The organism is Romboutsia sp. D33t1_170424_H2 (assembly GCF_015669105.1).
GTDB lineage: Bacteria > Bacillota > Clostridia > Peptostreptococcales > Peptostreptococcaceae > Romboutsia_C > Romboutsia_C hominis.
The window spans coordinates 82519-106640 of the sequence record NZ_JADOZQ010000005.1 but is presented as its reverse complement, the minus strand read 5'-3'; the positions used below and the strand labels follow the sequence as shown (position 1 = coordinate 106640).

Below are 24122 nucleotides of genomic sequence, written 5' to 3'. Positions count from 1 at the left end.
TCTTATTTCATGTAAATCTATTATATTTAAAAATATATAGAAAAGTATATAATTTATAATATATAATAAGTTTAGACTATAATAAATTTAGATTTGATAGGAGAAACATAATATGAGTTTATCTAATGAATATTTTGATATATATAATCAGTATGTAAAGTTTATAAATAATATAAAAAGAGAAGTTAAATTTATACAAAAGTTAAAGACAAAGAAAAAAGAAGTTGCTACTGAAGAAGAAGTTAAAGCAATAGAAGAAGAGAATACAATTGAAAGTGATATAAAACAAAGAAGACCAGCTAGTAAAGTATACAATTTTTCAAATGGAGATGTATATATAGGAACAGTTATAGATGGCAAGATGAGTGGAAAAGGAATATACACATTTTTAGAAGGAATAGAATATAGTGGTGAGTTTAAAGATAATATGAAAGATGGAAATGGAGAATGCATATTTACAAATGGAAATATGTATATAGGTGAGTTTAAAGAAGATTTAATGAGCGGAATAGGAAAAATGGTATATAGTAATGGTAATGAATATATAGGTGAGTGGTGTAGTGGGAAAAGACATGGTGTAGGAGTATATACATGGAGTGATGGATGTATATATTTTGGAGAGTTTAAATACAATAAAATGGAGGGTATTGGCGAGTGCTATGATCATGAAAAAGAACTTATATATAAAGGAGAATGGAAAAATAATTTAGCTCATGGTAAAGGAACCTATATATGGCCAAATGGAAAAAGATATGAAGGTGAATTTGCACATGGGAAAAAGCATGGTGTTGGAATATTTTATATAGATGATGAATTGGTATATGAAGGCACTTGGAAATTTGATAAACCATCAATATGTAATAGAACACTGGATGAAATATTTTCTTATATAAAATAACCTGCGTTATTTAACGCTAGGTTATTTTTTTATTAAAATTATCACATATAGTATATATTATGTATGATAATTTTAAAGATGTCTATCATCCTAATATAAACTGTATGGGAGAGTGATACATTGAAAAGTATATTATTAATAGGAGGAGTAATAACCAGCTTATTACTTTTTAATTTAAATATAGATAATAGCAAAAAAGAGATAGATGCAAATAATAATGTTAATAATAAGTCTATAAATATTAGTAATACAAAAGACATTTATAATATAAAAATTGGAGAGCGTAAAGAAAAATTATTATCGCTATTTGGTCAACCAGATAGAATAGATGAAAGTGAATATGGATTTAATTGGTATATATATAATAATGATTATAATAATTTTTTTATGGTAGGTATTGAAGATGAAGTTGTCAAAGGAATATATAGTAATTCATTAAATTCATGTGAAACAGAAAATATAAATATAGGTGATAAAAGAGATGATGTAAGGAAGTTGTATACACCTATAGAATATAAGAAAAAAGGAAATATTAAATATATTATTAATTCAGAAGGTCAATATGACATAATAGAGATAAATAATAAATATATAACATTCTTTTATGATATACATGATGAATATAAAATATGTTCATATCAAGTTATAGATTCTAAAAATGAAAGTGATACGAAATCTATATATGCAAGCCCAAGCGAAAAATTAAAAAAGAGTTTTGAAATGCAAGTTATAGATTTAACTAATAGCGTGAGAGCAAAAAATGGATTAAATAAGTTAAAATACAGTGAAATGGCTACTACAAGTTCAAAAAAACATAGCTTAGATATGGTAGATAAAAACTACTTTGATCATATTAATAAAGAAAATGAAACACCTTTTGATAGGATGAATGAAGAAGGTATTAAATATATAAGTGCAGGAGAAAATATTGCAGCAGGTCAAACTAGTGCAATACATGCTCATGAAGCATTAATGAATTCTAAAGGACATAGAAAAAATATTTTAGGTAATTATAATAGTATAGGAGTAGGAGTTGAATTTGGAGGAGATTATAATATTTATTACACTCAAAACTTTTATAGATAATATAATCTGAAAGGAAGACATAATATGAAGCATAGCATAATAAAAGTTATGACAATAGCAATAAGTATAATGCTAATTGCTAGTTTAAAAAATCCAGTAAGTTGTAATGATAAAGTATTTATAAAAAATGGTTCAAGAGATAAAAAATTAATAGCGCTTACTTTTGATGACGGTCCACATCCAAAAGAAACCAATGAAGTGTTAGATGTATTAAAAAAATATAATGTTAAAGCAACATTCTTTGTAGCAGGAAAACATGTTAATTGGTATCCAAAGCCTATTATTAGAGCTAAAGAAGAAGGACATGAGATTGGAAATCATACATTTAATCATCCAGATATAAGTAATTTAAGTCAACAACAATTAGAAGATGAAATAGTAAAATGTGAAAAAATAATTAAAGAGGTTGTAGGGGTAAAGCCTACTTTATTTAGGCCACCATACGGAAGTTATAATCAAAAAACTTTAGGTCAAATAGCAAGTAAATATAAATATAAAATAGTACTTTGGACAACTGTTGACGCAAGAGATTGGCAAAATCCTAAAGCATATAAAATAGCAGATACAATAATAAACAATGTAAAAAATGGAGATATAGTATTACTACATGATTACGCAACTAATAACACTGTAGAAGCTCTAGATATACTAATACCTAAGATGATAGAAAAAGGATATAAATTTGTAACTGTATCAGAAATGATAGAAAATAGCTAATATATATGAAATAATAATATATAGCAATAATTTATAATATATACACTTTACTATTAAGATATATCTAAAAAATAATTTAAAAATAATGTAAAAATAATAAAAAAACGAAACAATTGACTAAAGAGATAATATACATATATTAAAGACTATCTTGAAAAGGATTGATTTAATATATGTATAATAAAATATATGAAAAAAAAGGTTTTATAATATTTCAAGTAAAAGAAGGATATGTTGTATATAATACTAAAAAGGATTTTCAAGAAGGTCACACACATTTGAAACATTTTGAAGCAGCAAAAACGGCAATAGATTTGGTTATAAATAAAAAAATACCTAAAAGCACAGATGTATATTATTTATCTAGTCTTGTTAGAATTTCAGATGACGATGATTATATAAATCATATTAAAGAATTAATAGAGGCTAGAAAACAAAAAGGTAAAAAAGAAAAATATTATAATAGTGGATATAAAGTAGTAAAGAGAAGTTTATAGCTTCTCTTTTTTTATATAAATAAATATAAAAAATTAGACCAAAGATGACTATATTGACATAGATTTCTATAAAAATATATAATTAATATTGTATATAGGAGATACTTAAAGAGAATAAACATAATAAAAAGTAGTATTTAGGGGAGGGCAATAGATATGATTCTTATGATTGATAATTATGATTCTTTTGTATATAACTTAGTACAATATATAGGTGAACTAGGTGAAGAAATCATAATTAAAAGAAATGATGAAGTAACGATAGAAGAAATAGAAAGAATAAATCCAGAGATTATAGTTTTATCACCAGGACCATGTTCACCAAATGAAGCAGGAGTATGTATTGATGTTGTAAATTATTTTAAAGGTAAAAAGCCAATACTAGGTATTTGTTTAGGTCATCAAACTATAGGATATGCATTTGGTGCTAATGTTATAAAAGCTATAAAGCCAGTACATGGAAAAGTACATAGCATAAACCACGCAAATAAAGGAGTATTTAAAGGTCTTAATAATCCTTTAAATGTAACTAGATATCATTCTTTAGTAGTTGATACAAAAAATCTTCCAGAAGAACTAGAAGTAACTGCAATCACAAATGAAAATGAGATAATGGGAATTAGACATAAAAAATATCTAATAGAAGGGGTACAGTTTCACCCAGAAGCTATTTTATCAGAACAAGGGCATGACATACTTAAGAACTTTATAAACGAAGCTAGATTAGGGGGACAAGCATAATGATAAAATTAATAGATACTAAATTAAACTCATTTGAAATATTTACTATATTTAAAGATGATAGTAATAGTTTTATATTAGATAGTGCAATGGACCCTAATAAACTAGGTAGATATTCATTTATAAGTAGTAACCCATTTAAGATTATTAAATACAAAAATACAGAGAATAACCCACTAGATAATCTACAAGAAGAATTAAATAAATATAAAGTTGAAAATAATACACACCTTCCTTTTATTGGCGGAGCAGTTGGATATTTATCTTATGATTTAGGAAATTATATGGAAAAATTGCCTAGGACTGCAAAAGATGATACAAATGTTTATGATTTATATTTTGGCTTATACAATTGGGTTATAGTCATAGATCACTTAGAAGAAAAGACATATATAGCCACACCAAATTTAAATGAAAAGGAAGAGGGAAAAATAGCCCTTGATATAGAAAAAAGAATTGGTGAAGCTACTAAAAAGGGAATAGACACTATATGTTATGAAAAAATAGAAGTTAATCCTATAAAACTTAAATCAAACTTTACTAAAGAAGAATTTATGAATTCAGTTAGAAAAGTACAAGATTACATAAAACAAGGTGATATATACCAAGCAAATCTTACTCAAAGGTTTGAAGGAGAAACTACACTTTCTAGTTATGAACTTTACAGAGATTTAAGAAATATAAGTCCAGCACCATTTGGAGCTTTTTTAAACTTTGAAGATACTAATGTATTATCTAACTCTCCAGAAAGATTTATAAAATGTATAGATAAAAAAGTTGAAACTAGACCTATAAAGGGAACTAGACCAAGAGGAACAACAAAAGAGGAAGATTTAAGATTACAAGAAGAACTTAGAAATAGTGAAAAAGATAGAGCAGAGCTGCTTATGATAGTAGATTTAGAAAGAAATGATATAGGAAGAATATCTAAAATAGGAACGGTAAAGGTACCTGAATTATTTATAATAGAACCATATGCAAATGTAAATCATTTAGTTTCAACAGTAGTTGGAGAGCTAGATGATAACAGAAGTTGTGTGGATGTTATAAAAGCAACATTCCCTGGAGGATCTATAACAGGAGCACCTAAAATTCGAGCTATGGAAATTATAGATGAATTAGAACCTACTCAAAGAAATATATATACAGGTTCTATAGGTTATATAGGTTTTAATGGTGATATGGATTTAAATATAGCAATAAGAACTATTATAAAACAAGATAAGAAAGTATACTTCCAAGTTGGAGGAGGTATGACTTGGGATTCAAATCCAGAAGATGAATACCAAGAAACATTAGATAAAGCAAAATCTATAATGAAAGCATTAAGAGGCTATTATGAAGAATAATGTGAATTTTTCTAGCAGTTTAGCTAAATTTGGAATAGGGGTTTTTGAAACTATAAAAGTAGATAAAAGCCCAATAGATATAGATATACATATAGATAGAATGTTTAACTCACTTAGTGAGTTAAACATTTTAATTAATAATGATAAAGAATTTTACAAAGAAGAAATATTAAAATATATTAAAGAGAATAATATTGAAAATAAAGCCTTAAGATTAACAGTATTCGATGAAGGATATAATATATCGGTTAGAAATATACTATATAACAAAGAAATGTATGAAGTTGGATTTAGATTAAATATATCCCCTATAAGAAGAGGAGATAGTATAATACATAGACATAAAACTACTAATTACTTTGAAAATATATATACTAAAAATTATGCTACTGAAAATGGATATGATGATGGTATATTTTTAGATGCAGAAGATAACATACTAGAATGTTCTATGAGCAATATATTTTTCATTAAAGATAAACAGATATTTACTATAAGTGATAAATTTCCTATACTTAGTGGAACTGTAAAAAGAAGGATTATAGAAATTTGTGGCGAATTGAATATACAACTAGTAGAAACTAATATAAACATAGATGAAATTAAAGAATTTGACTTTGTATTTATAACAAATAGCATAATGGAAATGATGAAAGTTATTGAGATAGAAGGTATCAAATTCAATAATAGAAATGAATTATTTGATAAAATAACAAAAGCATATAAAGATAAAATATATAAATAGAAATTAGGAGAAATAAATGGGAAATAGGGTTTATGACATATATACTAAAGAAATAGAAAAAATTATAAGTTATGAAAATACAGAAAGTGTATTTTTAGTAGGTTCTTCTAAGAGTATAGATATAGAAAATAGTAGTATGATTATAAATGATTTTGATATATTTGTAATAGTTAGTAAGGGGAATACTCAAACTAGAATTATAAAAACTATAGATAACTTAGAATTTGATATAAATATTTTTTCAAAAGAAGGTATTTATAAGTTAATAGATTCAAGAGAGTATTTTTTCTTAAAAGAAATGTCAAATCCAAAAATATTATACGATTTAAATGATGAAGCAAAAGACTTAATAAGCATATGTAAAAAAAAGCTAAGCGAAGGGCCTAAAAAACTTTCACAAAGCGAAAAAGAGTTTTTAAAATCTCAAATAAAAGGTAATCTAGATAGAATAAATAATAATAGTAAAATAGATTTTTTTGAATTTGAGTTTTTGACGAATTTATATTTAAAAGATATAATAGTTGGGTATTTTACTATAAACAATAAGTGGGTACCTAAAGATAAAAAACTACTTAGTACACTAAAAAAAGAAGATATAAATCTATATAATTTAGTTGAACAAACGCTAAAAACAAAAAAATATGAAGACTTACTAAATGTGTATAATTACGCATTTAATAATATAAAAGTAAGCAAAAACATAAAAATAACTTACTAATCAAGGGGGCTAAACCAATGAGCAAGGTAGATAAAGATAAAATAAGAAAAGCTGTAAGAGACATATTAGAAGCTATAGGAGAAGATCCAAATAGAGAAGGGCTAATAGGAACTCCAGATAGAGTAGCTAGAATGTATGAAGAAATATTTGCAGGTCTTCATCAAGACCCAAGTGAGCATTTAAAAGTAATTTTCCAAGATGAAAGTCATGAAGAATTAGTGTTAGTTAGAGATATACCTTTTTATTCATGCTGTGAACACCATATAGTTCCTTTCTTTGGAAAGGCTCATATAGCATATATACCTAAAGACGGTAAATTAACAGGTCTTTCAAAATTGGCAAGGGTAGTTGAAACATTCGCTAAAAGACCACAATTACAAGAAAGAATAACTAAGGGAATAGCGGATATAATAATGCAAGAATTAGAACCTTATGGAGTTATAGCTGTTGTTGAAGCTGAACATATGTGTATGACTATGAGAGGTGTTAAAAAACCAGGTTCAAAAACTATAACATCAGCAGTAAGAGGTATATTTGAAAAAGACATAGCGGCTAGAGCAGAAGCTATGAGCTTAATAACTATGAAGTAATAGGAGATTAAAAATGTTTGATTACTCAAAGAGAACTTATATAATGGGAATATTAAATGTTACACCAGATAGTTTTTCTGATGGCGGTGACTTTAATAATATAGATAAAGCTATAAATCGTGCTAAAGAAATGGTAAGAGAAGGTGTAGATATAATAGACTTAGGTGGAGAATCAACAAGACCAGGTCATAAATATGTTGAAGCTGACGAAGAAATAAAAAGAATCATTCCAGTTATAAAGGAATTAAAAAAAGAAGTAAATGTTCCCATATCAGTAGACACATATAAAGCTAAGGTTGCCGATGAAGCTTTAAAATTAGGTGTTGAAATGATAAATGATATATGGGGACTAAAAAAGGATAAAGATATGGCAAGTACTATTGCAAAATATGATGCACACGTTTGTATAATGCATAACCAAGATGGTACTAATTATGATGGTGATATTATAGAAGAAATGAAAAAATCCTTATTAGAAAGTATAGAAATAGGACTTAATGCAGGCATAAAAAAAGAAAAAATAGTACTAGATCCAGGTATTGGATTTGGAAAGAATGTTGAACAAAATTTAGAAGTATTAAGAAGACTTGATGAATTAAATTCATTAGGGTATCCTATCCTTTTAGGAACATCTAGAAAGTCAGTAATAGGACATGTATTAAATGTAGAGCCAAAAGAAAGATTAGAAGGAACTATAGCAACTACAGTTTTAGGTATTAGAGATGGTATCTCTATAGTAAGAGTGCATGATGTTAAGGAAAATTTAATGGCAGCAAAAATGGCTGATGCTATATATAGAAAGTAGGTATTAAATTGGATAAAATATTAATGAATAACCTAGGTTTTTATGGATATCATGGTGTTTTAAAGGAAGAAAGTGTATTAGGTCAAAAGTTTTTTATTGATATAGAATTAAATGTAGACACAAAAAAAGCAGGAATAAGTGATAATATGAATGAATCAGTAAGTTATGCTGATGTATATGTTGTAGTAAAAGAAATTGTAGAAAATAAGAGATTTAATTTAATCGAAGCAGTAGCAGAAAATATAGCTAAAGAAGTACTTGAGAAGTTTGATTTAGTTAAAGGCATAATGGTTAGAGTTAAAAAGCCAGAGGCTCCAGTAAATGGAATATATGACTATTTCGGCGTTGAAATAAGGAGAAATAAAGATGAATAAAGTATATCTGGGTCTTGGAACAAATATGGGGGATAGACTTAATTACTTAGACTCTGCTTGTGAATTAATACAAAATAACAGTAAAATAAAAGTTTTAAAAAAATCTAAGATATATGAAACAAAGGCTTGGGGATATACTGACCAAGCAGATTTTTTAAATATGTGCTTAGAAATAGAAACAAGTTTAAATGAATATGACTTGCTTGAGTTTTGTCATGAGGTAGAACAAAAGTTAAATAGAGAAAGAATTATAAGATGGGGACCAAGAACTATAGATATTGATATATTATTTTTCAATGATATAATATTGAAGGATGAAAATTTATACATACCTCATCCAAGAATAAGTGAGAGAGCATTTGTGCTTATCCCTCTTATGGATTTAAATAAAAAATTAAAAATTAAAAATAAAACTATAGAGGAATACTTAAATTCGCTAACTTGTGAGGAGAGAGAACAAGTAAAGGAGTACGTAGGCGATGAAGAAAAATTTGTTTGATGACAACATAAGGATTGAGATAAATACGGATAAAAACTCTAAGCTAATAGTAAAGGAAAATAAGCTTGTAATGGCAGGACCTTGTGCTATTGAAAGTTATGAACAACTCTTAGAAACAGCTAAATTTGTTAAATTAAAAGGAGCAAATATTTTAAGAGGAGGAGCATATAAGCCTAGAACATCTCCTAATTCATTCCAAGGATTAAAAGAAGAAGGATTAGAAATATTAAAAGCAGTTAAGAAAGAAACAGGAATGCCTGTTATAACTGAACTTATGGATGCAAGAGAATTAGATAAACTATATGAAGTAGCTGATATAATTCAAATTGGATCTAGAAACATGCAAAATTTTAGTTTACTTACTGAAGTAGGTAAACAAGATAAGCCTGTTATGTTAAAAAGAGGTTTATCATCTACTATAAGTGAGTGGATAGGAGCAGCAGAATATATTGCCATAGGTGGAAATCAAAAAATAATCATGTGTGAAAGAGGAATTAGAACATATAATGATTATACTAGAAATACATTAGATTTAGCAGCTGTACCTATAATACAAAAGGAGACAGGTCTTCCTATTGTAGTTGATCCATCTCATGCAACTGGAGTAAGATATTTAGTAAAACCAATGTCTATAGCATCTCTTGCAGCAGGTGCTGATGGTATAATGGTAGAAGTTCACCCAGATCCTATAAATGCATTATCAGATGGTATGCAGTCACTTCACTTTAATGAATTTGAAGATTTAATGAATTCAATTAATTTATAAAAAAAGAGGTAATTACCTCTTTTTTATTTTGCTAAAATTAATTTAATTAATATTAAAAAATAAGGGTATTTATATTAAAATAGGAAAAATTATATAAGAATAGATTTAATCTGCAAAAGACATATTTAATTCAAAAAATATGTGATATTTTAAAATTGTAGATAAATAACGTATAATAAATATATAGATAGAATTAAATAATAAAAAAATAAAAAAATAAGAAGGATATTAACAAAAAAAGTCGAATTGTGTATAATGAGGATTTGACAAATTTAAAATATAATGTAAAATAGTAATGTTAGAAAAAATTACACCAGAAGGTGATAATATGAATGATATAAAAGATATAATAGAAGAAGTTAAAAGTAGATGTGACATAGTAAGCACAATATCCCAGTATATAGAGCTTAAATCATCTGGGATAAACTATAAGGGACTTTGTCCTTTTCATGGCGAGAAAACACCATCATTTTATGTAAATGAATCTAAGCAAATTTATAAATGCTTTGGATGCGGAGAGGGTGGAGATGTAATTAACTTCGTTATGAAGATGGAAAATCTAGATTTTATTGATGCAGTAAAAGTTTTAGCTCAGAAGTATGGAATTGAAATTAATACTAATATGGATGAAGAATCTAAGAAAAAATTAGAAAAGATAAAAAAGTTTCAAGATATACACACAGAAGCGGCTAGATTTTATTTTTCTAACCTACACACTAAGAAAAATAGTGGATATGCATACCTAAGAAGTAGAGGATTAGATGACAAAATCATAAAAAAATTTGGACTTGGGTATTCACTAGCATCTTGGAATTCACTTATGGACTATTTAACATCAAAAGGTTATAGTAACAAAGATCTTATAGAATGTGGGCTATTAGCACATAAAAAAGAAAGTAACAAAATTTATGATAAATTTAGAAATAGAGTTATGTTTCCCATATTTGATTATAGAGGAAATGTTATAGGGTTTGGAGGTAGGGTACTTGATGATTCATTACCTAAATACTTAAATTCCCCAGATACAATAACGTTTAATAAAAGGTATAATTTATATGGCCTTAATTTCTCAAGGAAAGAAATAAAAAATAAGACTTTGATATTAGTTGAAGGATATATGGATTTAATATCTCTTTATCAATATGGTATAAAAAATGTAGTAGCTACGTTAGGTACGGCACTTACTAAAGAACAAGGTATGTTAATTAAAAGATATGCTGATAATGTTATTATATCATATGATTCGGACGAAGCAGGTATAAAAGCTACATTAAGGGCTATAGAAATATTAAGTGATATAGATATAAATGTTAAAGTATTAAATTTAAAGGATTGCAAAGATCCAGATGAATTTATAAGAAAATATGGAGTTAAAGGATACCAAGAGGCAATAGATGAGTCAATAAATCAAATAATATTTAGAATAAATAATCTAAAAAAACAATTTAATCTAAATAAAGATGAAGATAAGGTTAAATTTGCAAAAGAGGCATCTAAAATAATAAAAAAAGTAAAAAGTCCTGTTGAAATTGACTATTATACTAAATACTTAAGTGATTTAATACAAATAAGTATAGATTCCATAAAAAGGGAAATATATGGAAAAAGTTATAATAAAAATGGAAATAATAAATACCAAAAAAGTAAATATATAAAAAAAGACGAAGTTGTAATAGAAAAACCTAAGATTATAACAAATGGAGAAAAGTTTGTTGAGAAAAATCTTATAAAATTAATGATAGAAGATAAAAAACTAAGAGATATAATCGTACTAAAAGTAAATGACAATGATTTTTTATTAGATGAAAGTAAAGAAATTTTAAATTGGATAATTAAAAATCAAGAATTGGACAAAATAACTATTGACAAAATTAAAAGTTTAAACATATCCGAAGAATACATTAAAGATATAGAAAATATATCATTGAATAATATGAGCTTGAATAATGTCAAGGGTGTAGATGATATTATTAAGAATGTAAAGAAAAATACTCTTAATGAAAAAATGAATAGATTATTAAAAGAACAAAAAGAAATTGAAAAAAATAAAAATAATAGTGACACGAAAGAGGTAGATGGTAAGATTATGGAAATTGCTTTAAAAATCGTGGAAATAAGAAGAATGCTACAAAAGCTTTAATGAAGGGAGGTCTGAGTGTGGAAAATAAAACAAATAAAAAAGAATCAAAAAGAATAACAGCTAAGGGATTAATTGAAAAAGGTAAAAAGCAAGGATCTCTTACTTTAGGGGAAATAATGGAAGCTTTCTCTGAAACTGAACTTGATAAAGATCAAATAGAAAATTTATATGAAACTTTAGGAAACTTAGGTATAGAGGTTATAGAAAGCAAACCTCAAAATGCTGATATTAATTTCTCATCAGATGATGATTTAGATATAGATGTGCTAGAAGATGGTGTAGATGAAGAATTATCAAAAGATGATGCACCTATGGAATTAGAAGCTATAGATTTATCATTACCTAAAGGTATAAGTATAGACGATCCTGTTAGAATGTATCTAAAAGAAATTGGTAAGATACCTTTACTTAAGCCGCATGAAGAAGTAGAATTAGCTAGAAGAATGAATGAAGGGGACGAAATGGCTAAACAAAGACTAGTTGAGGCAAATTTAAGACTAGTTGTAAGTATAGCTAAAAGATATGTAGGAAGAGGTATGCTTTTCCTTGATTTAATACAAGAAGGTAACCTAGGTCTTATAAAAGCTGTTGAAAAATTTGACTATGAAAAAGGATTTAAATTTAGTACCTATGCAACATGGTGGATAAGACAAGCTATAACTCGTGCTATAGCTGACCAAGCAAGAACTATAAGAATACCAGTACATATGGTAGAGACTATAAATAAATTAATAAGAGTATCTAGACAGCTTCTTCAAGAATTAGGTAGAGATCCAAAGCCTGAAGAAATAGCTAAAGAAATGGATATGACAGAAGAAAAAGTAAGAGAAATAATGAAAATAGCTCAAGATCCAGTATCTCTTGAGACTCCAATAGGAGAAGAAGAAGATAGTCATTTAGGAGATTTCATAGAAGATGATGCAGCACCAGCACCAGCAGAAGCTGCAGCATATTCACTACTTAAAGAACAAATAGAAGAAGTTTTAGGATCTTTAAATGAAAGAGAACAAAAAGTATTAAAGTTAAGATTTGGTCTTGAAGATGGAAGAGCAAGAACTCTTGAAGAAGTTGGTAAAGAGTTTGATGTAACAAGAGAAAGAATAAGACAAATAGAAGCTAAGGCTTTAAGAAAATTAAGACACCCAAGTAGATCTAAAAAATTAAAAGACTACTTAGACTAGATTATACCAAAAACTCGCCTTTATATAAGGCGTTTTTTTGCATCTAAGAAATAAGGAAAGGACTATATAAATGAAGTTAACAGATAGATTATTAAAAATAGCATCTTTAGTTACTAAAGGCAAAAAAATTGCTGATATAGGAACAGATCATGGATATATACCAGTACATTTATTAAATGAAGGAAACATAGATTTTGCAATACTTGCAGATGTTAATAAAGGACCGCTTGAAAATGCAAGAAAAGAAGTTAGACATAATAATTTAATTGATAAAGTTGATTTGAGATTAGGATCAGGTATAGAAGTATTAAAGAAAGGTGAAGTTGATGAAGTTATAATAGCAGGTATGGGTGGAATACTTATAAGTGAATTGTTAGAAGCTAATATAGAAGTAGCACAAAGTACTGAAAAATTTATACTTCAACCAATGCAAGCACAAAAAGAACTTAGAAAATATCTATTAAATAATGGATATGAGATATTAGATGAGGTTTTAGTTAGAGAAGATTTCAGAATATATGAAATAATAGTGGCTAAATATACTGGGAAAAATACTAATGTAGAAGATGAAATATTTTATGAAGTAGGAAATAAACTTATAGAAAATAAAGATGAATTACTAAATGAGTTTATAGATAAAAGAATACATACATACACTTCAATACTTAATAAATTAGAAGGAAAAAGTGGAAAAGGGATAGATGAGAAAATAGAAGATAGTAGACTTAATATATCTAAATTAGAAAAATTAAAAACTTTATAAGGGGAATGATATTATGTTACTTAAAAGTCTTATAAAAAATATAGAAGCTAAATACCCATTAAACTTAGCTTATGACTGGGACAATGTAGGCCTTTTAGTGGGTGATTTTAACAGTGATATTAAAAAAGTATTAGTAGTTCTAGAAGCAAATGAAAGAGTTATAGATGAAGCTATAGAAAATAATATAGACTTAATAATAACTCATCATCCATTTATATTTAAAAAGATGAATAAAATAAATACATCGGATTTAAAAGGAAGACTTATACATAAATTAATAAAAAATGATATAGCACTTTATTCTATGCATACAAACTTTGATATAGCATTTGATGGTTTAAATGATTACTTCATGGAATTAATGGGATTTGAAGATTGTAAGGTATTAGAAGTTACAAATAACGAAGTATTATATAAGCTAGCAGTTTATGTTCCTGAGACTCATATAGATAAGGTTAAAAATGCTTTAGGAAAAGCAGGAGCAGGTCATATAGGAAATTATAGTCACTGTAGCTTTACATCAAGAGGAGAAGGTAACTTTATGCCTTTAGAGGGCACAAATCCATTTATAGGAACAAAAGGAGAGATAGAATGTGTTAAAGAGGTAAAAATAGAAACTATTGTACCTCAAAAAATATTAGGCGGAGTCTTAAGCTCTATGATAAATGCTCATCCTTATGAAGAAGTAGCTTATGATTTATATAAACTAGAGAATAAAGGAAATTCAGTTGGTTTAGGTAGAGTTACTAAGTTAAAAGAAAAGATTAGTTTAAAAGATTTAAGTAATTCTATAAAAGAAAAGCTAAATATGAAACATATTAGAGTAGTAGGTAGTTTAGATACTACTATAAGTAAAATAGCTTTAGTTACAGGTTCTGGTGCTGATATGGTTAAGAAAGCTCAAAGAAGTGGTTGTGAAGTTATAATAACTGGAGATGTTAAATATCATGATGCACAAGATGCAATAGACATGAGGATGTGTATAATAGATTGTGGGCACTTTGAAACTGAAGATATATTTAAGGATGTTATGAAGAGATTTTTAGATGATATACATGATATAGAAGTTTTAAAAAGTAATATAGATTTAAATCCATTTAAAATAGTATAAAACACAAAAAATAATGACATATTTTTATGTCATTATTTTTTTTACTATTTATTAGAAAACATATCTATATATTAAATATAAGCTTATAGAATGCTTACTAATATGAATAATATACTTTCATTATAGCAAATACTATATATAAATATATGTATGAGGAGAAGTAAATGAAAGATAAAGAAAGTGTATTTTTAAATTCAGATATAAATAAGTTATTTTATAAGTATTTAATTAATAGTGTCTTGGGTATGCTAGCAGTATCGTTCTGTATACTAGCAGATACTATGTTTATAGGACAAGGTATAGGAAGCGATGGATTAGCTGCTTTAAATATATGTATACCTATATTTAATCTATTTAATGGATTAGGGCTTTTGTTTGGTATGGGAGGGGCTACAGCCTTAAGTATAAGTAGAGGAAAAGGAGAAATAGTTGAGTCACAAAGGATATTTACAAAATCTATTATAATAGCTATTTTAGTAGGAATTACATTATCTACTTTAGGGAAAATATTTACTGAGAAAATAGGGTATATACTAGGGGCTAATATAAGTAATATATATATGGTAAAAGAGTATTTAAGTGGTGTTTTAATATTTTCATTTAGTTATATCTTAGCTCATACTACATCAGCTTTTATAAGAAATGATCATAATCCAAGACTTGCTATGATAGCTACTGTAACTAGTGGTTTATCTAATGTTATTTTGGATTATTTACTAATATTTATTTTTGATATGGGTATAAAAGGTGCTGGTTTAGCTACATCAATAGCATCACTTATAAACCTATTAATACTTTTAACTCACTTTATATCTAAAAAATGTAGCTTAAGATTTATAAAATTTAAAATCAATGTAAAAGATATATCAAGGATACTATTTAATGGTTTACCAAGCTTTATTGTTGAAATATCATCTGGAATAGTAATATTTATATTTAACTTGAAATTACTAAATATAGTAGGTAATATAGGTGTTAGTGCATATAGTATAATAGCAAATGTATCTTTAGTAGCAGCAGCTATATTTACGGGGATATCACAAGCTATGCAACCTATAATAAGTGTAAATTATGGTGCAAATAAGATAGATAGAGTAAAGAGAGTAAGAAAAAAAGGTCTGAAGACTTCTATAATTGTTGGATTAAGTTTCTATATTATAGGTATATTATTTCCACAATTTATAGTAGGAGTGTTTACAAGTGAAAAAGGTCAGATTGTAGATATAACTGTGAATGCCATAAGATATTACTTCTTAGCATTTATATTTATGGGGATAAATATAGTTAATGGAGCATATTATCAATCCATGGAACATAGGATATTATCTAATGCAATATCATTATCAAGAGGGATTATACTAATTATAATAGGTATAACTATACTTCCCATATTCTTAGGTGTAAATGGAGTATGGTTAAGTGCTGTGTTTGCTGAAGTATTAACTTTAATTATAACTTATATATATGTATATAAAAAAAAATGACCCTAATTTAAGGGTTATTTTTTTATTTTTAATAGAAGAATTTTTTATTAGATAATACAAATACTATTAATATAGTATATGACATTTAAGGAGGAAAAAGTTCTATGGTAAAGTACTTAGTTAAACGTAAAATGAAAAATGAAGTCAACGTAAAAAGTAAAAAAGCCTTAGTATATACAGGAGGAGTTTTAGTTGGATTAGGGGGCTATTTTGCATATAAGGCTATTAAGAATAAAAGAATGAATAAAAATTTCAATTGTTGTAATGATTATAAAAATGAATCTTATTATTATGATGATTATGATAGCAGAGCTTATTGTTGTGATGAAGACATGGATAGTTTTGACGATGACTTAAAATCCAAAGTAGATGAATTTAATTCAAATAGAATAATAGAAGAAAATTGTACAAATGTAAGTAAAGAAGAGTTAGAAGGATATGTAAATAAAGCAATAGAAGAAAGAGAACATGAAGAACGAGAAGTAAATAAGCATAGACCTGGAGTTGGTATACATTACGACGACATAAAACATTAATATGGTAAAAAGTCTTCCTAAAGATTATAGGAAGACTTTTTACTATATTAATGTTTTATATTAAATTTTAATGTCCAGTTAAGTCACTTTCATTAAATTTATCAGTTATAGGTTTTGTATATTTATTAATAATACCTTTAAATAGTATAGTTAATATTATAGGTATTATTAAGAATACTATTAATACATATATATCTTTTATCAATACTGGTTTGTAAATACCACCTACAGTCTCTCTAAGAGCAGATATAGCATAAGTAAATGGTAAAAATGGGTTTACGTATTGGAAAAATGGAGGAGTAACTTGTATAGGGAAAGTACCTCCTGATGCAGCAACTTGTATAACTAATAGTATTACACCTATTGCTTTTCCTACATTTCCAAATATAGAGACCAATGAGTATACAATAGCTGTAAATACAATACTTGTAAACATTGATAATAATACAAATGATAAAGGATCAATAACTTTAACATTTAGAATATATAAATCACCAGCACTTACGATAAAAGCTTGTATTATAGCTATAGTTAAGAAAGTAAGTCCTCTACCAAAGTATATCTCAAATGGTTTGTAATCTCCATGTACATTAGCAGACAGTAATGACATTAATAAAAGTACACCAACCCATAAAGATAATACTGTATAAAATGGAGTCATACCAGCTCCGTAGTTAGCTACTGGATATAATTTATCTGTAACTAGCTCTACTGGTTGCTTTAAGAACTCAGCACGTTTTATAGCATCGCTTTTAAGTAAAGATATTAACTCATTAACATCGTCACTTGAGTTTATTTTTTTCATAGCATTAACTAATTCATCAATTGTTGATTTAGCTATAGGTAGTTTTTTTCTTATAAATGATATATTATCTTTCGCACTATCTGATAATGATATCGTAGTATTTAGTATATCCTCAACTTGAGGTAGTTTTGCTTGAGCTTTATCTAACACACTAATAACTTCATTAGCAGTATTGAAACTTCCCTCAAATATGTTATTTATAGGATTTACTATTTTTGAATCAAAATTATTTAAAATTGATGTAGAAATTTGGTTTACATCATTTACAACCTTTAATATACTATTTAACTTATCTAAAGAAGGTTTTTCTCCATTTGCAATCTGTCCTTTTATAGCATTTAAAGCGTTAGTAGCATTATTTAAACTATTATTTATAGACTGTAAAGATGATATAGCATTTTCTAGAGGCCCACCTGGTTTAATAGCATTTAATTTATTTAAAAAGTCTAGTACTGTATTACTTGTACTTGATAAAGTAGAAAGCTTTGATGATAAGCTATCTATAAGTTGAGGTATATTATCAGCACCGTTATTTATCGCATCTATTATAGATGATATATTTGATGAAGCACTTGATGAAACTTTAGATACTATTTGCAAATCTTCTTTTATTACAGGAGCAACTTTATCTAAGCTACCTTTGCTATCTTGTAAAAATACTTTTACATCTGATGCTAACTTTTTAGTATTAGATATAGTAGAAGTTATTAAAGGAACATCTTTTTTTAATTCCTTAGCAAGATCTTGTACTTTATCTGTAGCATCTGAAGCAAGATTTACAGTTTTATATATATCTTTAAATTTACTTTGAACATCTATAAGTTCACTTTCTAAATTAGATAGCTTTGGAAGTTGATTTTCAAGTTCTATACCTAAATTATTAGATACTTCAAATATAATTTGACTAACAGTTTTTACTACTGTTTGATTAACTTCATTTTGTATAGTTGAAGCACCTTTATCTGTAATTTTAGGGGCTATCGCGTTTATTTTTTCATTAACTGTGTATACTATCTTACCTTTTTTTACTTCATCAGAAGTTAATGAAGTTAAATCTTTAGAAAAGCTTTCTGGAATTTCAACTGAGGCATAATATGTACCTTTTTTAACTCCATTTATTGCGTCAGCTTTATCTACAAATTTCCAACCTAAATTATCATTTTCTTTAAGTTTTTTTACTAATTCATCACCAACATTTATATCCTTACCCCTTATTTCAGTACCTTTATCATTATTAACTATAGCAACTGATATATTTTTAGTACTACCATAAGGATCCCAAGATGCCTTTATATTAAACCAGGCATATAATGATGGTAAGACAGTTAGTCCTAGTATTATTACTAACAATACTTTGTTTGTAAAAATATCCTTTATGTCTTTTTTATATATTTTAAAAATATTTTTCACGTCTTTACACCTCCATGTTGACTAAATAAGGTTAGATTTAGAACTATTTTATATTATATTATTTATACAATAAAAAGTAAAGTTAAAAAATTGTAATATATATTAAAATAGTAAATTTATAATACCTGTATGATCATTGAATATGTTCAAACCTATTAAAATAAGTAATACTCCTCCTATTATTTGAGCAGATGATTTGAATAAATTACCAATTTTTTTTCCTAATAAAACACCTAAAAAACATACTATAAATGTAACTAAAGATATAGTAATAGATATAGGAATTATATTTACACTTAAAAAGGAAAAACTAACTCCAACAGCAAGTGCATCTATGCTAGTTGCAATTGACAATATAATGAGATCTTTATTATTTATGTAATATGAAGTAGTATCTTCAGGTTTGTCTTTTGCATCTAAAATCATTTTCAAACCGAGAAAGCTTAGTAAAATTAGAGCAATCCAGTGATCAAATGCTTTTATATAGCTTTCAAAATTTACACCTAATAAATAACCAATTAAAGGCATACCGCCTTGAAATAATCCAAAGAAAAAAGCTACTTTAGAAGCTAGCCAAAAATTTATATTCTTTAGAGTCATACCTTTTGTAAGAGATACGGCAAATGCATCCATTGAAAGTGCAAATGCTGTAAAAAATATAGTTAAAAATCCCATAATATCCTCCTTGTTTAAAGTTATAGCTAATCTTATTTTATAAAAAATATGATAAAAATATTCGTAATTTAGTGATAAGTAGATTAGGCAAAATAAAAACAGCTTAAATATATTAAGCTGTTAATAGTTAAAGCAAAAATTATTATTTAAAATTTATATAAGATTTTATAGTTAAATAAAAAATTAAAGCATCTTTAAAGTTTTTCAAATCAAGATTTAGTATTTCTTTAATTTTATCTAATCTATATATAAGTGTATTTCTATGTAAAAATAATGATGATGAAGTTTTAGAAATATTTTGATCATTTTCTATAAAGCATATTCCTGTATTCAACAAGTTTATATCCATTGTTTTTATAGACTCAAAATCTATCAAATCGTAAAAAGGTCTGTCGTGTTTTATAAAATATATAGATTTATATATTATTAAATCATTTAAAGTTATGTAGTTTTTAAAAAAAGTGTTATTTATAAGGAGGTCTTTAGGTATTTCATTAAAAATAGATACTCTAGACTTAAATATATTTATATCATATATTTCACCTAAATTAATAATATAAGTATTTCTATAAGTCTCTGATTCTATTATTTCTGGTGTATGAAAATTAATATCTAATTTATAATCTGAATTTAATATTAATAAATTTTCATATAAAAATAATTTTATATTATCATATAAGTTATATAATATTCCCTTTAAATTATCTAGTTCACAGTCTTGTTGATAGAATATATAAAAATAACCTTTTATATTATCTATAGTTATATCTTCTATAAATTCTATAACATAAGCTTTATCATTAAATGTTACTACATTTTGGTTTTTGCTAATACTTTGATTATTATACTCGAAAAAATTAATTTTTTTATTTGTCTTTCCCTCTATAAATTGTATCAAATTTTGCATGAAGACCACCCCTGAAGTTTTCAATTAAAAAAGTAAGATGATTAATCATCCTACTTTAAATATATCATTAATTTAGAAATATTTATATATAAACTAGAGATTTATTTATAGCTTCTTGTGTTTCTTTATCAAATATATGTATTTTATGTTTATCCATAGCAAGTTTTAATTTATCTCCCATTTTAACTCTATACCTACCATCAAATCTTGCAGTTATACTTTGATTACCTGTTTTTAAGTAAGCATATATTTCAGCACCCATAAGTTCCCCAAGTTCAACAGTAGCTTCAAAAGTACTATCTAAGCTATTTTCGACAAATATATCTTCCATATGTATATCTTCAGGTCTTATACCTAGAACAACTTCCTTACCTATATATCCTTTTTCTATTAAACTAGATGATTCACCTTTATTTAATGCTATATCAAAACCATCAGCTTTTGCATGTATTTCTCCATTTACTTCAGTTAGAATAACATTTATAAAGTTCATTTGTGGAGCGCCTATAAATCCCGCAACGAACATATTGTTTGGTTTATCGTATATTTCTTGTGGAGTATCTATTTGTTGAACTATACCATCTTTCATAACAACTATTCTATCTGCCATAGTCATAGCTTCAACTTGGTCATGTGTCACATATATAAATGTAGTACCTAAAGACTTATGAAGTTTAGTTATTTCTGTTCTCATTGATGTTCTAAGTTTTGCATCTAAGTTTGACAAAGGTTCATCCATTAAGAATACCTTTGGGTTTCGAACTATAGCACGCCCTAGTGCAACTCTTTGTCTTTGACCACCTGAAAGTGCTTTTGGTTTTCTATCTAATAATTGATCTAAGTCTAATATTTTAGCTGCATCCCTAACCTTTTTATCTATTTCATCCTTAGGCAATTTTCTAAGTTTAAGAGCAAATGCCATATTTTCGTATACTGTCAAGTGAGGATAAAGTGCATAGTTTTGAAAAACCATAGCTATATCTCTGTCTTTAGGATCTACATCATTTACTAAATTTTCTCCTATATAAAGTTCACCATCACTTATTTCTTCAAGGCCTGCTATCATTCTTAGCGTAGTAGACTTACCACAGCCAGATGGTCCAACTAGTACTACAAATTCCTTATCTTGTATATCTATATTTACATTTTTTACTGCATTAAATCCATTTGAATATGATTTACATATATTTTTTAAAATTACCTTAGCCATTACCATTTCCCCCTTTTAACAACTATATTTTAATTTCATTTTATATTTTAATAATATCAAAAAAATGTTTTCTTAGTAATGTAAAAAATAACTAAAACTATTTAGATAAAATATACAGATTGTATAAAAAACATAAAAATTTTAAATAACATGTTTAAATAAAAAAACAAAAGGTATATATATAGTATGTTAAAAAGAAACTAAATAAAATTTATATAAATTTGGAGGAATAAAATTATGAAAAAATTTGTTTGTACAGTATGTGGATATATACATGAAGGAGAAACTGCACCAGAGAAATGTCCAGTATGTGGAGTTGGAGCTGATAAGTTTGAAGAAATGAAAGGTGAAATGGTTTGGGCTGACGAGCATAGAATAGGGGTTGCTAAAGGTATAGATGAAGAAATATTAGAAGGACTTAGAGCAAACTTTGTTGGAGAATGCACAGAAGTAGGAATGTATTTAGCAATGAGCAGACAAGCTGATAGAGAAGGATATCCAGAAGTTGCAGAAGCTTATAAGAGAATAGCATTTGAAGAAGCAGAACATGCTGCTAAATTTGCAGAATTATTAGGAGAAGTTGTTGTAGCTGATACAAAAGCTAACTTAAAAGCAAGAGTAGATGCAGAGTATGGAGCAACAGAAGGAAAATTAAAAATAGCTAAGAGAGCTAAAGAATTAGGACTTGATGCTATACATGATACAGTACATGAAATGTGTAAAGATGAAGCAAGACATGGTAAAGCATTCTTAGGTTTATTAGAAAGACATTTTGATGCTAAGTAATATATAGAATATAAAGGCTGCCTTATACAGGTAGTCTTTTTATATATTAATCACTGTTACTATATAAATATAAAGAGGTGAAATTATTGGAATTAAAAAATATAATAGAACATTTTATGATGAATTATGGACTTATAAGTATATTTATAATAGTAGCACTAGAGTATGCTAATGTACCTCTTCCTAGTGAAGTAGTACTTCCAATTGCAGGTATGTTTGCATATAAATATAACTTTGGATTTGTAAATGTAATAGTAGTATCTACTTTAGGTGGGGTTATAGGTTCCTTGCTAAATTATTTTCTAGGATTTAAATTTGGAAAGCCTTTAATAGATACTATAGGTGAAAAGTATCCAAAGACCAAATCAATTATAAACTCATCTTATATTTGGTTAAAAAAGCATGATAAATTATCAGTAATTTTAACTAGAGTAATACCTTATGCTAGGACATTTGTGTCAATAATAGCAGGGTCTATAAAAATGAATATATTTACATTTATGATGTGTTCTGCTATAGGAATAGGGATTTGGAATACTTCATTAATAAGTATAGGTTATGTTTTAGGAGATAACTTAAAATTTGTAATGTCTTTAGTTACTAAATACTCATATATAATGGTTATTTTATTATTAATAATAACTATAGTATATGGACTTATAAAATATAGATTAAAAAATAAAAAAATATGCAAATAAATGTTTAAAACAATGTATATGAGGTATATATATAGTATGTTAAAAGAAAGTAAATAAAATTTATATAAATTTGGAGGAATAAAATTATGAAAAAATTTGTTTGTACAGTATGTGGATATATACATGAAGGAGAAACTGCACCAGAGAAATGTCCAGTATGTGGAGTTGGAGCTGATAAGTTTGAAGAAATGAAAGGTGAAATGGTTTGGGCTGACGAGCATAGAATAGGGGTTGCTAAAGGTATAGACGAAGAAATATTAGAAGGACTTAGAGCAAACTTTGTTGGAGAATGTACAGAAGTAGGAATGTATTTAGCAATGAGTAGACAAGCTGATAGAGAAGGATATCCAGAAGTTGCAGAAGCTTATAAGAGAATAGCATTTGAAGAAGCAGAACATGCTGCTAAATTTGCAGAATTATTAGGAGAAGTTGTTGTAGCTGATACAAAAGCTAACTTAAAAGCAAGAGTAGATGCAGAGTACGGAGCAACAGAAGGAAAATTAAAAATAGCTAAGAGAGCTAAAGAATTAGGACTTGATGCTATACATGATACAGTACATGAAATGTGTAAAGATGAAGCAAGACATGGTAAAGCATTCTTAGGTTTATTAGAAAGACATTTTGATGCTAA

The 24122-nt window shown here is 26.7% G+C and carries 26 protein-coding genes; 22 read left to right on the top strand and 4 right to left on the bottom strand.

The window, feature by feature from the left end; genetic code table 11:
* The first annotated feature begins 112 nt into the window (after positions 1 to 112).
* The 19 genes from I4U66_RS07850 to I4U66_RS07760 all read left to right on the top strand — a co-directional run bounded on the left by I4U66_RS07850 (position 113) and on the right by I4U66_RS07760 (position 17000).
* Positions 113 to 898, top strand: a complete 786-nt coding sequence (locus I4U66_RS07850; protein ID WP_092924920.1) for an MORN repeat-containing protein — start codon at positions 113 to 115, stop codon at positions 896 to 898.
* A 120-nt stretch (positions 899 to 1018) separates the two neighbouring features.
* Complete coding sequence (locus I4U66_RS07845) at positions 1019 to 1984, top strand: CAP-associated domain-containing protein (protein ID WP_092924922.1); 966 nt, start codon at positions 1019 to 1021, stop codon at positions 1982 to 1984.
* A gap of 24 nt (positions 1985 to 2008) precedes the next feature.
* Positions 2009 to 2701 (top strand): polysaccharide deacetylase family protein, encoded by a 693-nt coding sequence (locus tag I4U66_RS07840; protein ID WP_092924924.1) that lies wholly within the window; start codon positions 2009 to 2011, stop codon positions 2699 to 2701.
* 173 nt (positions 2702 to 2874) lie between these two features.
* Entirely contained in the window at positions 2875 to 3198 is a 324-nt protein-coding gene (locus tag I4U66_RS07835; RefSeq protein WP_092924926.1) for a hypothetical protein, read from the top strand.
* Positions 3199 to 3354: 156 nt separating this feature from the next.
* The gene (locus I4U66_RS07830; protein ID WP_092924928.1) at positions 3355 to 3939 is read left to right on the top strand and encodes an anthranilate synthase component II; all 585 of its coding nucleotides are present in this window, start codon (positions 3355 to 3357) and stop codon (positions 3937 to 3939) included.
* The gene (gene pabB / locus I4U66_RS07825; RefSeq protein WP_092924930.1) at positions 3939 to 5288 is read left to right on the top strand and encodes an aminodeoxychorismate synthase component I; all 1350 of its coding nucleotides are present in this window, start codon (positions 3939 to 3941) and stop codon (positions 5286 to 5288) included. The genes I4U66_RS07830 and pabB overlap by 1 nt, the downstream gene beginning before the upstream one ends.
* Positions 5278 to 6033: an aminotransferase class IV gene (locus I4U66_RS07820; RefSeq protein ID WP_092924932.1), complete on the top strand. Its 756-nt coding sequence runs from the start codon at positions 5278 to 5280 to the stop codon at positions 6031 to 6033. Before pabB ends, I4U66_RS07820 begins: the two co-directional genes overlap by 11 nt.
* 16 nt (positions 6034 to 6049) lie before the next feature.
* Positions 6050 to 6751, top strand: a complete 702-nt coding sequence (locus I4U66_RS07815) for a hypothetical protein (protein ID WP_092924934.1) — start codon at positions 6050 to 6052, stop codon at positions 6749 to 6751.
* A gap of 17 nt (positions 6752 to 6768) precedes the next feature.
* The gene (gene folE, locus I4U66_RS07810; RefSeq protein WP_195928697.1) at positions 6769 to 7341 is read left to right on the top strand and encodes a GTP cyclohydrolase I FolE; all 573 of its coding nucleotides are present in this window, start codon (positions 6769 to 6771) and stop codon (positions 7339 to 7341) included.
* A gap of 13 nt (positions 7342 to 7354) precedes the next feature.
* The gene (gene folP / locus I4U66_RS07805; RefSeq protein ID WP_092924938.1) at positions 7355 to 8146 is read left to right on the top strand and encodes a dihydropteroate synthase; all 792 of its coding nucleotides are present in this window, start codon (positions 7355 to 7357) and stop codon (positions 8144 to 8146) included.
* A gap of 8 nt (positions 8147 to 8154) precedes the next feature.
* Entirely contained in the window at positions 8155 to 8520 is a 366-nt protein-coding gene (gene folB, locus I4U66_RS07800) for a dihydroneopterin aldolase (protein WP_092924940.1), read from the top strand.
* On the top strand, positions 8513 to 9019 hold the full coding sequence (gene folK / locus I4U66_RS07795; protein ID WP_092924942.1) for a 2-amino-4-hydroxy-6-hydroxymethyldihydropteridine diphosphokinase: 507 nt from the start codon (positions 8513 to 8515) through the stop codon (positions 9017 to 9019). The genes folB and folK overlap by 8 nt, the downstream gene beginning before the upstream one ends.
* Positions 9000 to 9785 (top strand): 3-deoxy-7-phosphoheptulonate synthase, encoded by a 786-nt coding sequence (gene aroF / locus I4U66_RS07790; RefSeq protein ID WP_092924944.1) that lies wholly within the window; start codon positions 9000 to 9002, stop codon positions 9783 to 9785. Before folK ends, aroF begins: the two co-directional genes overlap by 20 nt.
* 328 nt (positions 9786 to 10113) lie before the next feature.
* Complete coding sequence (gene dnaG, locus I4U66_RS07785; RefSeq protein WP_092927431.1) at positions 10114 to 11925, top strand: DNA primase; 1812 nt, start codon at positions 10114 to 10116, stop codon at positions 11923 to 11925.
* Positions 11926 to 11942: 17 nt separating this feature from the next.
* Entirely contained in the window at positions 11943 to 13106 is a 1164-nt protein-coding gene (gene rpoD, locus I4U66_RS07780; RefSeq protein ID WP_242871306.1) for an RNA polymerase sigma factor RpoD, read from the top strand.
* Positions 13107 to 13176: 70 nt separating this feature from the next.
* The gene (locus tag I4U66_RS07775) at positions 13177 to 13869 is read left to right on the top strand and encodes a tRNA (adenine(22)-N(1))-methyltransferase (RefSeq protein ID WP_092924946.1); all 693 of its coding nucleotides are present in this window, start codon (positions 13177 to 13179) and stop codon (positions 13867 to 13869) included.
* Positions 13870 to 13882: 13 nt separating this feature from the next.
* Positions 13883 to 14980, top strand: coding sequence for a Nif3-like dinuclear metal center hexameric protein (locus I4U66_RS07770; RefSeq protein WP_195928696.1), 1098 nt, complete (start codon positions 13883 to 13885; stop codon positions 14978 to 14980).
* A 164-nt stretch (positions 14981 to 15144) separates the two neighbouring features.
* Positions 15145 to 16464: an MATE family efflux transporter gene (locus I4U66_RS07765; RefSeq protein ID WP_092924950.1), complete on the top strand. Its 1320-nt coding sequence runs from the start codon at positions 15145 to 15147 to the stop codon at positions 16462 to 16464.
* A 104-nt stretch (positions 16465 to 16568) separates the two neighbouring features.
* Entirely contained in the window at positions 16569 to 17000 is a 432-nt protein-coding gene (locus I4U66_RS07760) for a hypothetical protein (RefSeq protein ID WP_092924952.1), read from the top strand.
* Between the two features lie 67 nt (positions 17001 to 17067).
* Here the strand turns inward: I4U66_RS07760 and I4U66_RS14950 are convergent, their stop codons facing one another.
* The 4 genes from I4U66_RS14950 to I4U66_RS07740 form a co-directional block, all read right to left on the bottom strand.
* Positions 17068 to 19215, bottom strand: coding sequence for a YhgE/Pip domain-containing protein (locus I4U66_RS14950; RefSeq protein ID WP_092924954.1), 2148 nt, complete (start codon positions 19213 to 19215; stop codon positions 17068 to 17070).
* Between the two features lie 102 nt (positions 19216 to 19317).
* Positions 19318 to 19890 carry a manganese efflux pump MntP gene (locus I4U66_RS07750; protein WP_092924956.1) on the bottom strand — a complete coding sequence of 191 codons (573 nt, stop codon included), beginning with the start codon at positions 19888 to 19890 and terminating at the stop codon, positions 19318 to 19320.
* A gap of 142 nt (positions 19891 to 20032) precedes the next feature.
* Positions 20033 to 20797 carry a PucR family transcriptional regulator gene (locus I4U66_RS07745; protein ID WP_092924958.1) on the bottom strand — a complete coding sequence of 255 codons (765 nt, stop codon included), beginning with the start codon at positions 20795 to 20797 and terminating at the stop codon, positions 20033 to 20035.
* Positions 20798 to 20879: 82 nt separating this feature from the next.
* Positions 20880 to 22007, bottom strand: coding sequence for an ABC transporter ATP-binding protein (locus I4U66_RS07740; protein WP_092924960.1), 1128 nt, complete (start codon positions 22005 to 22007; stop codon positions 20880 to 20882).
* A gap of 237 nt (positions 22008 to 22244) precedes the next feature.
* Between I4U66_RS07740 and I4U66_RS07735 the strand changes: the two genes are divergently transcribed.
* The 3 genes from I4U66_RS07735 to I4U66_RS07725 form a co-directional block, all read left to right on the top strand.
* Positions 22245 to 22793, top strand: coding sequence for an NADH peroxidase (locus tag I4U66_RS07735; RefSeq protein WP_092924962.1), 549 nt, complete (start codon positions 22245 to 22247; stop codon positions 22791 to 22793).
* Between the two features lie 86 nt (positions 22794 to 22879).
* Positions 22880 to 23491, top strand: coding sequence for a DedA family protein (locus tag I4U66_RS07730; RefSeq protein WP_195928695.1), 612 nt, complete (start codon positions 22880 to 22882; stop codon positions 23489 to 23491).
* A gap of 86 nt (positions 23492 to 23577) precedes the next feature.
* Positions 23578 to 24122 (top strand): NADH peroxidase (locus I4U66_RS07725; RefSeq protein WP_195928694.1); only part of this gene is annotated, 545 nt, incomplete at its 3' end.

What these genes read in the sequence shown, in the direction of transcription:
- I4U66_RS07745 (WP_092924958.1), bottom strand. Translation starts at nt 20,797, where the DNA reads ATGCAAAATTTGATACAATTTATAGAGGGAAAGACAAATAAAAAAATT.
- I4U66_RS07830 (WP_092924928.1), top strand. Translation starts at nt 3,355, where the DNA reads ATGATTCTTATGATTGATAATTATGATTCTTTTGTATATAACTTAGTA.
- folK (WP_092924942.1), top strand. Translation starts at nt 8,513, where the DNA reads ATGAATAAAGTATATCTGGGTCTTGGAACAAATATGGGGGATAGACTT.
- I4U66_RS07815 (WP_092924934.1), top strand. Translation starts at nt 6,050, where the DNA reads ATGGGAAATAGGGTTTATGACATATATACTAAAGAAATAGAAAAAATT.
- dnaG (WP_092927431.1), top strand. Translation starts at nt 10,114, where the DNA reads ATGAATGATATAAAAGATATAATAGAAGAAGTTAAAAGTAGATGTGAC.
- I4U66_RS07770 (WP_195928696.1), top strand. Translation starts at nt 13,883, where the DNA reads ATGTTACTTAAAAGTCTTATAAAAAATATAGAAGCTAAATACCCATTA.
- I4U66_RS07735 (WP_092924962.1), top strand. Translation starts at nt 22,245, where the DNA reads ATGAAAAAATTTGTTTGTACAGTATGTGGATATATACATGAAGGAGAA.
- aroF (WP_092924944.1), top strand. Translation starts at nt 9,000, where the DNA reads ATGAAGAAAAATTTGTTTGATGACAACATAAGGATTGAGATAAATACG.
- I4U66_RS07840 (WP_092924924.1), top strand. Translation starts at nt 2,009, where the DNA reads ATGAAGCATAGCATAATAAAAGTTATGACAATAGCAATAAGTATAATG.
- I4U66_RS07850 (WP_092924920.1), top strand. Translation starts at nt 113, where the DNA reads ATGAGTTTATCTAATGAATATTTTGATATATATAATCAGTATGTAAAG.
- I4U66_RS07760 (WP_092924952.1), top strand. Translation starts at nt 16,569, where the DNA reads ATGGTAAAGTACTTAGTTAAACGTAAAATGAAAAATGAAGTCAACGTA.
- I4U66_RS07775 (WP_092924946.1), top strand. Translation starts at nt 13,177, where the DNA reads ATGAAGTTAACAGATAGATTATTAAAAATAGCATCTTTAGTTACTAAA.
- I4U66_RS07740 (WP_092924960.1), bottom strand. Translation starts at nt 22,007, where the DNA reads ATGGCTAAGGTAATTTTAAAAAATATATGTAAATCATATTCAAATGGA.
- I4U66_RS07765 (WP_092924950.1), top strand. Translation starts at nt 15,145, where the DNA reads ATGAAAGATAAAGAAAGTGTATTTTTAAATTCAGATATAAATAAGTTA.
- folE (WP_195928697.1), top strand. Translation starts at nt 6,769, where the DNA reads ATGAGCAAGGTAGATAAAGATAAAATAAGAAAAGCTGTAAGAGACATA.
- I4U66_RS07750 (WP_092924956.1), bottom strand. Translation starts at nt 19,890, where the DNA reads ATGGGATTTTTAACTATATTTTTTACAGCATTTGCACTTTCAATGGAT.
- I4U66_RS07820 (WP_092924932.1), top strand. Translation starts at nt 5,278, where the DNA reads ATGAAGAATAATGTGAATTTTTCTAGCAGTTTAGCTAAATTTGGAATA.
- folP (WP_092924938.1), top strand. Translation starts at nt 7,355, where the DNA reads ATGTTTGATTACTCAAAGAGAACTTATATAATGGGAATATTAAATGTT.
- I4U66_RS07835 (WP_092924926.1), top strand. Translation starts at nt 2,875, where the DNA reads ATGTATAATAAAATATATGAAAAAAAAGGTTTTATAATATTTCAAGTA.
- pabB (WP_092924930.1), top strand. Translation starts at nt 3,939, where the DNA reads ATGATAAAATTAATAGATACTAAATTAAACTCATTTGAAATATTTACT.